Consider the following 14,145-nt stretch of genomic DNA (forward strand, 5'->3'; position numbering starts at 1 on the left):
GACGGGGGGCGCGATGAGCGCGCGTGACGCGATCCTGTCCCGCGTGCGCGCCGCGCTCGCGGGCGTGGCGGCGGGGGACGACGTCCCGGCCGCCCCCCGGTCCGGGCCGGTGGCGGACGTCGTCGCGCTGTTCGCAGAGCGGGTTGCGGACTACCGCGCGGTGGTCGAGCGCTGCTCCGGCCCCGACCTGTCGAGCCGGGTCGTCGCCGCTCTGCCGGACGGCGCGCGCGTCGTCGTACCGCCCGGCCTCGGCGTCAAGGTCCCCGGCGCCACCGTCGACGACGGTGTCAGCGCGGCCGAGCTGGACGGCTTCGACGCGGTCGTCACCGAAGCCCGGCTCGGCATCGCCGAGACCGGCACGATCGTGCTCGACCACGGCCCCGGGCAGGGTCGCCGGGCGATCTCGCTGGTCCCGGACCGGCACGTGTGCATCGTGCGGGCCGAGCAGGTGGTGCGCGACGTGCCGGACGCGCTGCCGCTGCTCGACCCGGGCCGCCCGCTGACCTGGATCAGCGGACCGTCGGCCACCAGCGACATCGAGCTCGACCGGGTCGAGGGTGTGCACGGTCCCCGGACGCTCGTCGTCCTGCTCGTCGGGTGAGCGGCGATGTCGCTCTCGCCCGCGACCCACACCGGACCACTGACCACCGTCCCGGCCCGGTCGGTGCTGTTCTCGATGACGGATCCCGCGCGGGCCAGCTACCTCGTCGAGTCCGGTGCCGTGGTCTGCGGTGAGCAGACCCGGTCCGGCCGGGCGCGACTGTGGCTGGCCACGTCCGGGGACGTCGTCGGCGAGGCGGCGCTGCTCGGTGAGCGGACGTACGCCGCCACCGCCCGGACCCTCTGCGAGGCGACCCTGCGGGTCTGGGTCCGACCGCCGATGCGGGAGGACTTCGCGGACGCCGAGTCCACGGCCCTCCTCAGGCGGGTGATGCGGAGGGTCCGCGGCGAGATCGATCTGCTGGAGAGGCGCTCCACGGAGAACGCCACGGCCCGCGTCGGGCGGGTGCTGCTCCGTCTGGCCGCCGAGCTCGGCGCCAAGGAGGCGTCCGGCGCGATCCTCCACCACGGGTTGAGCCAGACCGAGCTGGCCCGCATCGCCGGTGCCGACCGGGCGACGGTCAACCGGGCGCTCTCGGCGATGGCGCGTCGTGGCTGGCTCACCGCGGGGCCCGGCTGGGTCGTGCTGCACGACCGGGTCGAGATCGAGCGGGTCCTCCAGCACCCGTGACACCACGCGGGGCGGCGCCGATGGGTCGCACCGGCACCGCCCCGAGGGGTCGACGGTTCGCTACTTCACGGTGAAGCCCGCGGACCGGGTCGCCTCCGACGAGCCACCGACGAGCACCCGGTAGGCCCCGCTCGGCGTCCGCCACGCGTCACCGGAGGTGCTCCAGTACTGCAGCAGGTGGCGGCGTGCGACGGTGCGAGCGTCGAGGTGCAGCGTCACCGTGCGGGTCTGGCCGGAAGCCAACGCGACCTTCTTCCACCCGATCAGGCGGGCCGAGGGCTCCTTGGCCTTCGCCGGCAGCTCGAGGTAGACCTGGGCGAGCTCGGTGCCGGCCCGCTCGCCGCGGTTGGTGAGGCGGAACCGCACGGTCAGGTGCGGGCGCTTGGCGCCTCCCGTGGCCTGGACGGCCACTCCGGCGTACCGGTAGTCGGTGTAGGACAGCCCGTAGCCGAACGGGAACAGCGGCGTCTCGTCCTCGGCCTGGTACCAGCGGTAGCCGACCTCGAGGCCCTCGGTGTAGTCGACCTGCCGGATCGAGGTGTTGCCGTCGGGGCGCACGACCGAGCCGTCGACGAGACCGGGGTACTGCGCATCCGTGGACGTCGGCACCTGGTCCTCCGAGCGTGGGAACGTCATCGGCAGCTTGCCGGTGGGGCTCACGTCGCCGAACAGCAGCCGGGCGATCGCCGGGCCCATCTGCTCGCCGCCGTACCAGTTCTCCAGCACGCCGGCGACCTCATCCAGCCAGGGCATCAGGACGGCGGTGCCGGTCTGCAGCACGACCACCGTGCGCGGGTTGGCCGCCGCGACCGCGGAGATGAGCGCGTCGCCGTTGCCGTCGAGGCTGAGGTCGGCGGGGTCGGAGAACTCACCGTTCTGCTCGTAGCCGAAGACCACCACGTAGTCGGCGTCGGCGGCGACCGCCGCGGCCTGCTCCAGGTCGGTGCCGGCGTCGTAGACCACGTCGGTGCCGTCGATCGCGGCGCGCGAGGTGAGGGCGTCGACGGGCGCGACGAGGTCCTCGCACGACATGGTGTTGCCCGACCCGAACGGGATCGGGATGCTGCACAGCTGCGTGGCGCTCTTGCCCTCGGTGGTGCTCTTCGCGGCCGTGGTGCCGATGACGGCGATCCTCTCGCCGTCGCGGGGCTGCAGCGGGAGGGTGCCGTTGTTCTTGAGCAGCACCGAGCCCTGCTCGCTGATCCGGCGGGCCGTCGCCTTGTGGGCGGTCGTCGAGACGTCGTCGGCGGCCGTGGTGGGCAGCGGGTGGTCGAAGAGGCCGCCGCGGATGTAGGAGCGCACGACCCGGAACGCCGCCTCCTCGATCCGCTGCTGGGTGATCTCACCGGCGGCCAGCGCCGCGTCGAGCTTGTCGGGGGTGAACCAGATCGGCCGGTTCAGCTCCTGGTCCATGCCCGCGTTCAGGGATGCCGCGGTCGAGTGGACCGAGCCGAAGTCGGACATCACGTACCCGTCGAAGCCGACCTGGTCCTTCAGGCTGGTCTGCAGGATCGGGTTCTCGCACGCGTAGACGCCGTTGACCTGGTTGTAGGAGCACATCACGCTCTCGGGCGACCCCTCGTCGGAGGCGATCGCGAACGACAGCTCGTAGATCTGCTTGAACGCCCGCTCGCCGACGTTCGACGAGCTGGTCTGCCGATCGGTCTCCTGCTCGTTGGCGACGTAGTGCTTGAGGTCGGAGAGCACGGGCTTGTCGGTGTTGGACTCGATGCCCCGTGCCTGCGCGCCGGCCAGGACGCCGCTCAGCACCGGGTCCTCGCCGAAGTACTCCGACGTGCGGCCGGCGAACGGCGTCCGCCCGCCCGAGAGGCCGGGGCCCAAGATGACGTTCTTGCGCTTGCCGAAGGCCTCGTCACCCATCTGGGTGCCCTTGGCGAAGGCGAGGGTCGTGTCCCACGTCGAGGCGAGGGAGAGCTGGCCCGGGTACGTCGTGACACCGGCGCCGGCCCGCACCCCCTCTGGTCCGTCGACGTAGACCACCGTGGGCGTGCAGTCGATCTGAACGGGGTAGGTGACGCCCCGGAAGTCGGTCTGCTGCGGGCTGTTGGCGGGCTGCTCGACCAGCCAGCGGTACAGCTGGTGCTGGGTGCTGGCGTCCAGCAGCGACCGGGCGCGCTCGTCGGCGGACTTGGTCTGGTCCATCCAGGGCACCGTCGAGCAGTCGGTCGCGTCCTCCGCCGAGGCGGAGGCCAGCGTGCCGACCCCGCCCGGGGCGAGCGTGGCGAACAGGGCGGCGGTGGCGCCGACGGCGAGCCACCGGGCGGAGGGGCGACCGGAGCGTGGTCGCCGGAGCAGCGGGAGAGGCATGGGCACGACCCTTCTTGTAACGTTTCAGAACTGCCTTCCCGCCACCGTAGGAACCCGGCATCGGGCGGTCAACGACCGATGTGACGGTCGGCACAACCCCGGTCGCGGCGGCTCGGGTGACCAACCCCCGGGGCCGGTCGTTGGGCCCGCATGACCCGGATCCGCGCCCTCTCCCGTCGCCTCGCCGTCGCCGTGGTCGCCGGTGCCCTGCTGGGCCCCGCGCCGCTGATCGCCTCGGTGGTGCCGCGAGCCCACGGTGCTGCGGCCGTGCGGGAGACCTGGGCACCTCGGCCGGAGGTCTACCCGGGGACGGTGACCCGCAGGGACCTCGCGATCCGGATGTCCGACGGCGTGGTCCTGCGCGGCGACCTCGAGCTGCCCGCGCGCGCCGACGGGCAGGCCGTGAAGCGCCGGTTCCCGGTGATCGTCACGATCACCGCCTACAACAAGTCCGCCGGCGGCCTCAGCGGCGGCCTGACCGGCGGCAGCCCGAGCTACCTCGTGCAGCGCGGCTACGCCCAGCTCACCGTCGACGCGCGCGGCACCGGCAGCTCGGAGGGGCAGTGGGCGGCGTTCAGCCGCCGCGAGGACAAGGACGCCGGCGAGATCGTCGAGTGGGCCCACTCGCGCAAGCGCCCGTGGAGCAACGGCAAGGTGGGCATGAGCGGCCCGTCGTACCTCGGGATGAGCCAGATCTTCGCCGCGGGCTCGCGCCCGAAGGGGCTCAAGGCGATCTTCCCGCAGGTCCCCGCCGCCGACGTCTACCGCGACGTGGTCGCCTCCGGTGGCCAGATCGACGTCGGGTTCATCCCGCTGTGGCTCGGCCTGGTGACCGGCGCCGGCGTGATCCCGCCGGCGGTCACCGCGACCGACCCGCAGTCCGGGTTCGGCGCGTTCGTCGACCACCTCACCGCGGCCGCGACGTTCACGATCCCGCTGATGCTGGACGCGCTCACCGGTGGCGAGGCGGCGTACGACGGCAGGTTCTACCGCGACCGGTCGCCGGGGCGGGTGATCGGGCGGGTGCAGGTGCCGACGTTCCTGGTCGGCGGCGAGTACGACATCTTCCAGCGCGGCACCCCGCTGCTGTTCGAGAACCTCCAGCATCGTGACGTGCCGGTGAAGATGATCATCGGCCCGTGGAACCACCTCGAGGGCTCCTCGGCGGCGGACATCGACCGGGCCGGCTACGGCACGCTCAGCGAGCTGCAGCTGCGGTGGTTCGACCGCTACGTGCGCGGCGTCCCCGACCCGACGCTGGACTCCGACATCGCGCCGATCACCTACTACGAGCAGGGCAGCGGTCGCTGGACGCACGCACGGGAGTGGATGGGCGACCAGCACGCCGAGAGCCTCCGGCTGTCCGGCTCCGCGACCGCGGGCGGCGGCGCCGGTGGGCTCACGCAGGGCGCGGCGACCGCCGGTGACTCGGTCGTGCCGCCGGTCCCGGTGTCCGGGCTGTGCACGCGTTCGACCGCGCAGTGGATGGCCGGCCTGCCGTCGACCGTGCTCGACGGCCTGCCCTGCTGGGAGGACAACGCGCTCAACGACGCCTCGGGCGTGGTGTTCCAGACGGAGCCGCTCACGTCGGCGCTGCGGCTGCGCGGTCCGATCAACGCGCGGCTCTACACGTCCTCGCCGAGCGGCGACGGGATGCTGTCGGTGTCGGTCTCCGACGTGGCGCCCGACGGCACGGTCTCGCGGCTCACCGGCGGCTGGCAGGTGATCTCGCACCGCGCCCTGGACCGCTCGCGCACGCGTCGCCTCGACGGCCGGATCATCCAGCCCTACCACCCGTTCACGCGGACCGCGAAGCAGCCGCTGGCGCCCGGCCAGGTGGCGCCCGTCGACGTCGAGGTGTTCCCGACCGCGGCCCGGATCGCCCCCGGCCACCGGCTCCGGATCGCGATCCAGGCCTTCGACGTACCCCACCTGCTCCCCACCGCGCCGGACCTGCCGAGCACGCTGGTGCCGCTGACGATCCACGCCTCGGACCGGTATCCCTCGGTGCTCACGATCCCGGGGCTGGGCTGAGGGCGCGAGCCGCCGGGTCGTGTGCCTGACAACGAGCCATGGCCCGTTCTCAGGCACACGACCCGAGCTCCCCTGCTGACGCCCGACGGATTTCGCCGCCGCCGAGCGGCTCCGGTACTCTCTGCGGCGGTGGCGTGTCCGAGCGGCCTAAGGAGAACGCCTCGAAAGCGTTTGTGGGTGCAAGCCCACCGAGGGTTCAAATCCCTCCGCCACCGCCACGGGTGATGTCCCGCGGCACCGTTGACCGGTGTCGCGGGACATTGCTGCATCTCAGGCTCCTTCGCGGCCGGAACATCCCCGTCGCCGCGTGACCTTGGGCCCTAGACCGCGCGCGGACGCGGTGCCTCGCTGAGAGCAGGGACGAGACACCGAGGAGGGGCCATGCACACCAAGACCTGGTCGGTGGAGATCTTCATCGGCGAGCACGACGGCCAGACCCGCGCCGAGGCGCGGCTCGCGACGGAGCCGTCGGCCACCCGGCTCACCGGGTGGGGGATCGCGCGTCTGAACCCGGCCGACCCCGAGGTGCCCGAGATCGGCGACGAGCTCGCGACCGCGCGTGCCCTGGCCGACCTCGCCCACCAGCTCCTCGAGACCGCCGCGGTCGACATCGGCGCGGTGACCCGGGAGTCGGTGCACCTGACCCACTGATGGGGGGCCTGGCCGTCCCGGCCACTCACGCAGGGGCCGGGACGGCATCGGGGGCGTTCAGGCGTCCCCGGACTCCGGCGCGGGCTCGTGCGCGAAGTGCCGGACCTCGGCGTCGGGGCCCGGGTACGTCAGCGACTCGTGGCCCGTGTCGTCCCAGCGGACGACGTACGGCGGTGCGCCGTCGGGGCCCCGCACGTCGATGATCTCGCCGTCGCGCAGCGGTTCGCCGACGTGGGTGCCGTGGATGACGAGGTGGTCGCCCTTGGTCGCGTGCATGGTGACTCCTTCCCTGGGTTCAACTCATTGTCAGCCCGGAACGGCGAGGTGGCGCCGGTCGAGCAGGCGGCAATCGGCCGGTCGTGGGGGTCTCGCCCGCGCCGTCGGGGACCAGGTGGCCGAACACGCAGCCGGTGGGCACGGCCAGGTCGAGGCCGCGGAGGGCCACCCGGCCGCCGCGGAACGTCTTGCGGAGCCCCAGGGTGACGAGCGCCTCGTCCATCCGGCCTCCCAGCTCGGTGCAGCTCCGACGCTACGAGCCGAACCGGGAACCCGGCAGGGACGTGCGGCCCGCGGACCGCGAGACCTTGGCCCCGGCGGGCGGCGAGTAGGGGTCAGTCCCGGACCGGGGCGTGCACGAAGTGCTGGATCCAGGCGTCCGGGCCGGGATAGGTCAAGGAGACGTGGCCGTCGTCGGTCCAGCGGACGAGGTACGGCGGCGCGCCCTCGACGCCCCGGACGGCGAGGATCTCGCCGTCGCGCAGCGGCGCACCGGCGTGGCTGCCCTGGACGAGCAGCCGGTCGCCCTTGATCGCGTACATCAGTCGGGTTCCCCTTCGTGGTCAGTCCTCCCCAGACGCTAGGTGGGGCGCCTGCGCCGCGGGCAGGGCCGGGCGCCCCCGGGATTCGAGACCTTTGCCCCTGCACCCGGGGCCCTGTGCGGAGTTGTGATGTGACCACGGTGAGAGGAGCCGAATCCGGAAATCGGACCGCGGGAACCGGACGTCAGTCCGGGCACCGGCCCCGACCCTGGCCGTGTCATACGGCGTGGCTCCTCTCACCGCCTCACGTGTCCCGCCGCGGCGGCGGAACCGCGGCGGCCGGCCGCTCGTCCCACCGGCATGCGCCCGCCCCACCTCGCCCTGCTCGCCGTCCTGGTCGGGCTGGCCGTCGCGCCCTACCCCCAGCAGCCCGCCGCCGCGTCGTGTGCCGGGCCGACCGTCGTCGACGCGGGACGGCTGGTGCTCGAGCGGGGTGTGCCCGTCGCGGTGGCCGGGGTGGGCTTCGTGGACGGCTGCCAGGACTCGATGAGCTGCTCGGCCGGCCCGGGGTGCGACAGCTGCGAGTACGCCGATCCCGAGCCCACGGCGTACGACGACGTCCGCCTGCGGCTGCGCCAGGACGGTCGCACCTGGCTGCTCGACACCGCCGACGCGGGCACCGCCGCGGACGGGCGTGCCGGCCAGGTGAGCTGGCGGGTCGACCTGCCGGCCGGCGTACGTCCCGGGCGGGCGCGCCTGCTCGCCGACCACGCCCAGCCGGTGACGGTCCGGATCCGCTGACTGCGCCGACCTGGCGCCCGGGGTGTGGCGGGTGGTGTGGAATGGCCCGCATGGTCTGCTTCGAGTTCGAGGGCAAGCGCCCCACCGTCCATCCCGAGGCGTTCGTCGCGCCGACGGCCACGCTGATCGGCGACGTGACCGTGGAGCGCGGCGCGAGCGTCTGGTACGGCGCGGTCCTGCGCGCCGACATCTGCACGATCGTGGTGCGCGAGGGTGCCAACGTGCAGGACAACTCGGTGCTCCACGCGGCGCCCGGGGAGACGCTGGTGATCGGCCGGGACGCGACGATCGGCCACGGGTGCGTCGTGCACTGCCGGGAGGTCGGCGAGCAGGCCTTGATCGGCAACGGCTCGACGCTGCTCGACCACGCGGTCGTCGGTCCCCGGACCCTGGTCGCCGCCGGGTCGGTCGTCACGCCCGGCACCGAGCTGCCCGGCGGCATGGTCGCCGCGGGCGTCCCGGCCCGGCCGACCAAGCCGATCGAGGGGACGTCCTCGGAGTTCTGGGTCGAGCAGAACCCGCCGTACTACCGCGAGCTCGCGCAGCGGCACGCTGCCGGGGCCGCCGAGGTGGAGCCTGAGGTCGCGGGGTGAGCGTGCGGGTGGAGGTCGACGGCGCGGTGACCACCGTCGTGATCGACCGGCCCGCGGCGCGCAACGCGGTCGACGGACCGACGGCGGCGGCGCTGGCCGAGGCGTTCCGGGCGTTCGACGCTGACCCGGAGCAGAGCGTCGCGGTGCTCCACGGCGCCGGGGGCACGTTCTGTGCGGGCGCGGACCTCAAGGCCGTCGGCACCGAGCGCGGCAACCAGGTCACCGCGGACGGGGACGGACCGATGGGTCCGACCCGGATGCGGCTGTCCAAGCCGGTGATCGCCGCGATCGAGGGGTACGCCGTCGCGGGCGGTCTCGAGCTGGCGCTGTGGTGCGACCTGCGGGTCGCGGCCGACGACGCCGTGCTCGGGGTGTTCTGCCGGCGCTGGGGCGTGCCGCTGATCGACGGGGGCACCGTGCGGCTGCCGCGACTGATCGGCGCGAGCCGGGCGATGGACCTGGTCCTCACCGGCCGGCCCGTGACGGCCGAGGAGGCCGAGCGGATCGGCCTGGTCAACCGGGTGGTGCCCTCCGGTCGGGCCCGGGCCGAGGCGGAGGCGCTGGCCCGAGAGCTCGCCGTACTGCCCCAGGAGTGCCTGCGTCAGGACCGGCTCTCGCTGCTCGAGCAGGAGGGGCTCACCGAGGACGAGGCGCTGGCCGGCGAGCTGCGGCACGGCCTGGTGTCGCTCGCGGCCGGTGCGCTCGAGGGGGCCGCCCGGTTCGTCGGCGGCGAGGGCCGGCACGGGGCCGCGTCGTCGTAGGGCCCGGCCGGGTGCAGGAACCGCCCCAGCCGCCTCAGCAGCACCACTTGTCAGCCGGAACCCGCACGACACGCCGATGCCCACCGGCGTGGCGTGCGGGTTTCCCCGGCCGACCGGTGAAACCCGCACCGGCGCCTCGTCCAGGCACACCGCCACCAGCTGGGCGGCGCCGTGGCGGGTGTAGACACGCCAGCCGGTCTCGAAGTCGACGAAGCGGAGCCGGCCGTCGGCCGAGCGGACCAGCGCGGAGACCGGCTGCTGGTCCTCGAAGCCGGTGGGCGAGCAGTGGTGGCGGTCCAGCTGGCGCTCGAGAGCGGTGGGCGGCGTGGCGGAGAGCTGGTCGGCGTCCAGGCTCGCCGCGCGGGACCCGTCCAGGGCGGCGCCGGGGCCGGCGCCGGGTCCGGCGCCGAGCGCCAGCACCGCCAGCGTGGTCAGCACGCCGGCCTTGGCCGCGGTGCAGAGGGCACGGGCGTGGGCACGGGCGTGGGCACGGGCGTGGGCGTGGGCACGGCGCGCACGGCGAGGGAGGCGATGGCGCATCGTTCGCTCCTCCTGTGCGTCGGGTGCGGTGCCGTCGCGCATGCCTTGCGGAAGACACGCGTCCCTCTCCGCTTCGACAACGAGGAGGGCCGGTTGAGGTGACGGGTCGCCGGGAGCGGGTCGCCTCTGTCACACCACGTCGGCGCGCGTCGCCGACGTGCGTCAGGATGGGCCGCATGCCGCAGCCCAGCCCGTGGTTCGCCACGCCCGCCGACGCCGCCGACCGCCTCGCGGCGGCCGGCTACCTCGCCGACCCGGCCACCGCGATCACGGCGTACCTCGCCGGGGCGCTCGAGAAGCCGCTGCTGGTCGAGGGGCCTGCGGGGGTCGGCAAGACCGAGCTCGCCAAGGCGGTGGCCCGGGTGACGGGGGCCGCGCTGGTCCGGCTGCAGTGCTACGAGGGTCTCGACGAGGCGCGGGCGCTCTACGAGTGGAACTACAAGAAGCAGCTGCTGCGCATCCAGTCCGCCCAGGGCACCGACCAGAGCTGGTCGGAGACCCACGACGACATCTTCACCGACGAGTTCTTGCTGACCCGCCCGCTGCTGACCGCGATCCGGCGCGAGGAGCCGACGGTGCTGCTCGTCGACGAGGTCGACAAGACCGACGTCGAGGTCGAGGGGCTGCTCCTCGAGGTGCTCTCCGACTTCCAGGTCACGATCCCCGAGCTGGGCACGGTCAGCGCCGTACGCCGGCCGTTCGTCGTGCTCACCTCGAACGCCACCCGCGAGCTCTCCGAGGCGGTCAAGCGGCGCTGCCTCTACCTCCACCTGGACTATCCCGACGCCGAGCGGGAGCGCGAGATCGTCACCTCGCAGGTCCCCGACCTCGACGACCGGATCGCCGGGCAGTTGGTCGCCACGGTGGGCCGGCTGCGCGAGCTGGACCTGAAGAAGTCGCCCTCGATCGCCGAGTCGGTCGACTGGGCGCGCACGCTCGTGGCGCTGGAGATCGGCGAACTGGACGAGAAGGCCGTCGACGACACGCTCGGCGTCGTCCTCAAGCACGCCTCCGACCAGGCCCGGGCCGTCCAGGAGCTCCGGCTCCGACGATGAGCACCCGACGATGAGCACCCGACGATGAGCCTGGTCGACCGCCACATCGCGTTCCTGGAGTCCCTGCGGGGAGCCGGGATGCCGGTCTCGCTCGCCGAGGATCTCGACGCGTTGCGGGCGCTGCGGGCCCTCGACTGGGACGACCGCGCGACCGTGCGGGCCGGGTACGCCGCCACGCTGGTCAAGAAGCAGTCACAGCGGCCGACCTTCGACGCGCTGTTCGACGTGTACTTCCCGCGGATGGTGGGGGACGGCGCGGCCGCCCGGTCCGAGGAGCCCGGGCCGGACGATCAGGCCGGGGAGACCGGCGCGGTGCGCGACAACGCCGAGGCGCTCGCTGCCTTCCGTGACCAGGTGGTCGAGGCGCTGACCGAGGGCGACGAGCAGGCGAGGATCGAGCTGGCCGCCGAGATGGTCGCCCGCTTCGGGTCGATGCCGGGCCGCGGGCCGGGGCTGTCGTCCTGGTCGGCGTACACCGCGCTGCAGCGGGTGGCGCCCGCCGACCTCGTGGACCGGATCGTGCAGGCGCTGCTCGCCCAGGGACGCGACGAGGCCGACGCGACCCGGGCGGCCGGCCACCGGATCGGGGCGTTCACGAGCCTCGTGGAGGCCGACGCGCGTCGCCGGATCGCGGAGGAGAAGGGCCCCGAGCACGTCGCGAGCGTCGCGGTGCGACCGGCGATCGACCGCCTGGACTTCACCGCGACCCGCAAGGCCGACCTCGAGGAGATGCGCCACGAGATCTACCCGCTGGCCCGGCGTCTCGCGACCCGCCTCACCCAGGAGCACCACGCCCGGCGGCGCGGACCGCTGGACTTCCGGCGTACCGTCCGCGCGTCGATGTCGACCGGCGGAGTCCCGATGGTCACCCACCACCGGCCCAAGCGCCCGCACCGCACCGAGCTGGTCGTGCTCTGCGACGTGAGCGGGTCGGTCGCGAACTTCGCGCAGTTCACGCTGCTGCTCGTCTATGCCCTGCGCGACCAGTTCGAGAAGGTGCGCGCGTTCACGTTCATCGACCACGTCCACGAGGTGACCTCGCACTTCAAGCCCGGCGCCGACCCCGGCGAGGTGATGGCCGGCCTCGCCGCGAGCACCGCGCACGCCGCGTTGTGGGGGCGCACGAACTACGGCCGGGCGCTGGCGAAGTTCGAGGAGAACCATGCCGACGCGTTGGGGCCGAAGTCGTCCCTGCTGATCCTCGGCGACGCCCGCTCCAACTACAGCGACCTCCAGCTCGACGTGCTGAAGCGGCTCGCCGGCTCGGCGCGCCACGCGTGGTGGCTCAACCCCGAGCACCGGCGGCACTGGGACACCGGCGACTCCGCGGCCACGAGGTACGGCGAGGTCGTGCCGATGGTGGAGTGCCGCAACCTCACCCAGCTCGGGGAGTTCGTGCACGACATCCTCTGACGGTGGTGGCCCGGGGGGTCCGGCGAGCTCCGTCGACCCACGGCCACCGGATCGGTCAGTCGCCGGCCACGGGCGTGTTCTGGTTGGCGGTGAGCAACCAGCGGCCGTTCTCCTTGGCGACGACGTACAGGGGCGCTCCGGCGGTGCCGGGGGCGCCGTCCGGCGTGAGGTACTGCTGCCTCACCTTCACCGCGGCGACGTCGGGCCGGACGAACAGCACGTGCTCGACCTCGTAGGTGGCGGTGCTGCCGTCGGCGGTCCAGCCCGGCAGCACCTGTGCGGTGAACTCGCCGATGGCGTCCCGGCCGAACAGGCGCTTGCCGGCGGCCGTGGTCCAGATCGCGTCCTCGCGGAACATCGCGACGAACTCGTCGACGAGCTCGAGCTGCTGCACCCGCTGCACCTCGGCCACCAGCTGGTGGATGGCGGCGATCTCCGCGTCGTGATCGGCCGGGGCGTACGTCGCGGCGGTGACCGGTTGCGTCATGAGGGCCTCCTCGTCTGTGCGGTTCCGGGTCAACGCGACGGCCCGGGTCGGCATTCCGGCGCCCGCCCGCCGTCCCGGGGCCGCCTCGTCAGGGCTGCCGGACGATCTGGAACACCTGGCTCTCGGTCGCGGCGCCGGGCGCGCTCGCGCCGGCGAGGAAGCCGTGGGCGTGCAGGCTCGCGAGCTGCTCGAGCACCGAGGGGTCGCGGGACCCGTCGGTGGCGTGCGCGCCGGCCTCGTAGTGGGGGTAGCCGTGGGCGTCCTCGATGCCGGTCGGGTCGTCGTCGAACGTCACGGTCACCTGCTCGACCGAGTCCGGGTTGGGTGCCCCGTCGAGCATCGGCACCAGGTCGCCGTGGTGCTCGAGCGAGAGCACGTGGCTGCCGGCCGGGAACCCGTCGAGCTGGGCCGTGGGCGACCCGGCGGTGACGACGTTGGTGATATTGAAGTCGCTGCCGTGGGCCAGGATCGAGGCCGCCTCCATGCCGCCGAGCGAGTGACCGACCAGCAGCACCGGGTCGTGGGGCCCGATGCCGGCCTGGGCCATCGCCTGCAGGATGCCCTGCTGGTAGCCGGTCTGCTGGCCGGCCGCCGACAGCAGGTCGGTGGGCAGGTCGCGGATGTCGTCGTCCTGGGTCCAGGGCAAGGTCGCGATGTCGTCGGTGCCGGGCAGGTAGACGATGTGGCGGACGCCGTCGGTGCCCGCATCGAGCGTCTGCACCTCGATGGTGCCGTTGTACGGCGAGTCCGGGTCGCCCGAGAGCCCCGCGACCTCGTCGAGGTGGCGGACCAGGCCCTCGAGGTCGGTGGGCTGCGACTCGTCGATGGGCCTCGGGGGCTTGGTCGGGGTCACCGCGGGACGCCCGTCGTCGCCGTACAGCTGGGCGAGCAGACCGGCCCCCGCCGCCGTGCTCGGGACGACCAGCGGGATCCCGAGCGGGCCGCCCGGGAGGGTGGGCGTGAGCCCGTCCCAGAGCCCTTCGAGCAGGCCGCCGCCACCGTTGACGCCGTGCTGCACCACCTCGGGGTGCGCGACCAGCCAGTCCTCCAGCTCGCGCCAGGCCCCCGGCGGCACCAGCGGGAGGGTCGCGAGGAGGGTCGGCACCAGGACCGGCGCGCTGGCCCCCATCGCGAAGCCGGCGGTCCGGCCGAGCGCATGGTCGATCTCGTCGACCGCTCCTTGCACCAGCGCGTCGGTCGCCTCGAACCCCGCGATCACGGCGCGCACCGCGATCGCGTCGGCCTCCCACCCGCACGACTCGACCAGCACGCCGTCGGGCCCGGTCGTCGCGGCCAGGACGGTGGCCTCGGCCTCCGCGAACGTCAACGGGGAGAGGACCGCGGACTCCGCGAGGTCGGGGTCGGCCATCGTCCGGGCGCCCAGCGCGGTCCAGCCGCGCAGCAGGTCGCCGGCCCGGTCGTAGGTGTCGGCCAGCGCGCGGACGGCGGCGTACGTCGCCGCCACGCCGGCCGAGCCGCCGGTGACCCCGAGG

At 73.7% G+C, this 14,145-nt stretch carries 15 protein-coding genes and 1 tRNA gene; 10 read left to right on the forward strand and 6 right to left on the reverse strand.

Features of this window, described 5'->3' with window-relative positions; genetic code table 11:
• Window positions 1–13: 13 nt before the first annotated feature.
• Both VGD85_RS01570 and VGD85_RS01575 read left to right on the forward strand, forming a co-directional pair.
• A complete protein-coding gene (locus VGD85_RS01570; RefSeq protein ID WP_331061710.1) occupies window positions 14–601 on the forward strand; it encodes a LutC/YkgG family protein in 588 nt (195 codons plus the stop codon).
• A gap of 6 nt (window positions 602–607) precedes the next feature.
• Window positions 608–1,231, forward strand: a complete 624-nt coding sequence (locus tag VGD85_RS01575) for a Crp/Fnr family transcriptional regulator (protein ID WP_331061696.1) — start codon at window positions 608–610, stop codon at window positions 1,229–1,231.
• Window positions 1,232–1,291: 60 nt separating this feature from the next.
• Here VGD85_RS01575 and VGD85_RS01580 read toward each other — a convergent pair whose 3' ends face one another.
• The gene (locus tag VGD85_RS01580; RefSeq protein ID WP_331061697.1) at window positions 1,292–3,559 is read right to left on the reverse strand and encodes a beta-glucosidase family protein; all 2,268 of its coding nucleotides are present in this window, start codon (window positions 3,557–3,559) and stop codon (window positions 1,292–1,294) included.
• A 150-nt stretch (window positions 3,560–3,709) separates the two neighbouring features.
• Here VGD85_RS01580 and VGD85_RS01585 point away from each other — a divergent pair, with 150 nt between their 5' ends.
• The 3 genes from VGD85_RS01585 to VGD85_RS01595 all read left to right on the forward strand — a co-directional run bounded on the left by VGD85_RS01585 (window position 3,710) and on the right by VGD85_RS01595 (window position 6,244).
• A complete protein-coding gene (locus VGD85_RS01585; RefSeq protein WP_331061698.1) occupies window positions 3,710–5,593 on the forward strand; it encodes a CocE/NonD family hydrolase in 1,884 nt (627 codons plus the stop codon).
• Between the two features lie 128 nt (window positions 5,594–5,721).
• A tRNA-Ser gene (locus VGD85_RS01590) sits at window positions 5,722–5,811 on the forward strand.
• A 163-nt stretch (window positions 5,812–5,974) separates the two neighbouring features.
• Window positions 5,975–6,244, forward strand: coding sequence for a DUF1876 domain-containing protein (locus tag VGD85_RS01595; RefSeq protein WP_331061699.1), 270 nt, complete (start codon window positions 5,975–5,977; stop codon window positions 6,242–6,244).
• A gap of 57 nt (window positions 6,245–6,301) precedes the next feature.
• Here VGD85_RS01595 and VGD85_RS01600 read toward each other — a convergent pair whose 3' ends face one another.
• The 3 genes from VGD85_RS01600 to VGD85_RS01610 all read right to left on the reverse strand — a co-directional run bounded on the left by VGD85_RS01600 (window position 6,302) and on the right by VGD85_RS01610 (window position 7,062).
• On the reverse strand, window positions 6,302–6,520 hold the full coding sequence (locus tag VGD85_RS01600; protein ID WP_331061700.1) for a DUF1918 domain-containing protein: 219 nt from the start codon (window positions 6,518–6,520) through the stop codon (window positions 6,302–6,304).
• Window positions 6,521–6,539: 19 nt separating this feature from the next.
• The gene (locus VGD85_RS01605) at window positions 6,540–6,743 is read right to left on the reverse strand and encodes a hypothetical protein (RefSeq protein WP_331061701.1); all 204 of its coding nucleotides are present in this window, start codon (window positions 6,741–6,743) and stop codon (window positions 6,540–6,542) included.
• Window positions 6,744–6,855: 112 nt separating this feature from the next.
• The gene (locus tag VGD85_RS01610) at window positions 6,856–7,062 is read right to left on the reverse strand and encodes a DUF1918 domain-containing protein (protein WP_331061702.1); all 207 of its coding nucleotides are present in this window, start codon (window positions 7,060–7,062) and stop codon (window positions 6,856–6,858) included.
• A 300-nt stretch (window positions 7,063–7,362) separates the two neighbouring features.
• Here VGD85_RS01610 and VGD85_RS01615 point away from each other — a divergent pair, with 300 nt between their 5' ends.
• The 5 genes from VGD85_RS01615 (at window position 7,363) to VGD85_RS01635 (ending at window position 12,165) form a co-directional block, all read left to right on the forward strand.
• Window positions 7,363–7,803: a hypothetical protein gene (locus tag VGD85_RS01615; protein WP_331061703.1), complete on the forward strand. Its 441-nt coding sequence runs from the start codon at window positions 7,363–7,365 to the stop codon at window positions 7,801–7,803.
• A gap of 50 nt (window positions 7,804–7,853) precedes the next feature.
• A complete protein-coding gene (locus tag VGD85_RS01620; RefSeq protein WP_331061704.1) occupies window positions 7,854–8,396 on the forward strand; it encodes a gamma carbonic anhydrase family protein in 543 nt (180 codons plus the stop codon).
• Window positions 8,393–9,157 (forward strand): crotonase/enoyl-CoA hydratase family protein, encoded by a 765-nt coding sequence (locus tag VGD85_RS01625; protein ID WP_331061705.1) that lies wholly within the window; start codon window positions 8,393–8,395, stop codon window positions 9,155–9,157. Before VGD85_RS01620 ends, VGD85_RS01625 begins: the two co-directional genes overlap by 4 nt.
• 716 nt (window positions 9,158–9,873) lie before the next feature.
• Window positions 9,874–10,752, forward strand: coding sequence for a MoxR family ATPase (locus tag VGD85_RS01630; protein WP_331061706.1), 879 nt, complete (start codon window positions 9,874–9,876; stop codon window positions 10,750–10,752).
• A gap of 24 nt (window positions 10,753–10,776) precedes the next feature.
• Window positions 10,777–12,165, forward strand: a complete 1,389-nt coding sequence (locus VGD85_RS01635) for a vWA domain-containing protein (protein ID WP_331061707.1) — start codon at window positions 10,777–10,779, stop codon at window positions 12,163–12,165.
• Window positions 12,166–12,220: 55 nt separating this feature from the next.
• On the opposite strand, the gene VGD85_RS01640 is transcribed toward VGD85_RS01635, so the two are convergent.
• Entirely contained in the window at window positions 12,221–12,652 is a 432-nt protein-coding gene (locus VGD85_RS01640) for an SgcJ/EcaC family oxidoreductase (protein WP_331061708.1), read from the reverse strand.
• 88 nt (window positions 12,653–12,740) lie between these two features.
• Window positions 12,741–14,145: hypothetical protein (locus VGD85_RS01645; protein ID WP_331061709.1), on the reverse strand; the 1,405-nt coding region annotated here is incomplete at its 5' end.

This window comes from Nocardioides sp. (genome assembly GCF_036401255.1).
Lineage (GTDB): Bacteria > Actinomycetota > Actinomycetes > Propionibacteriales > Nocardioidaceae > Nocardioides.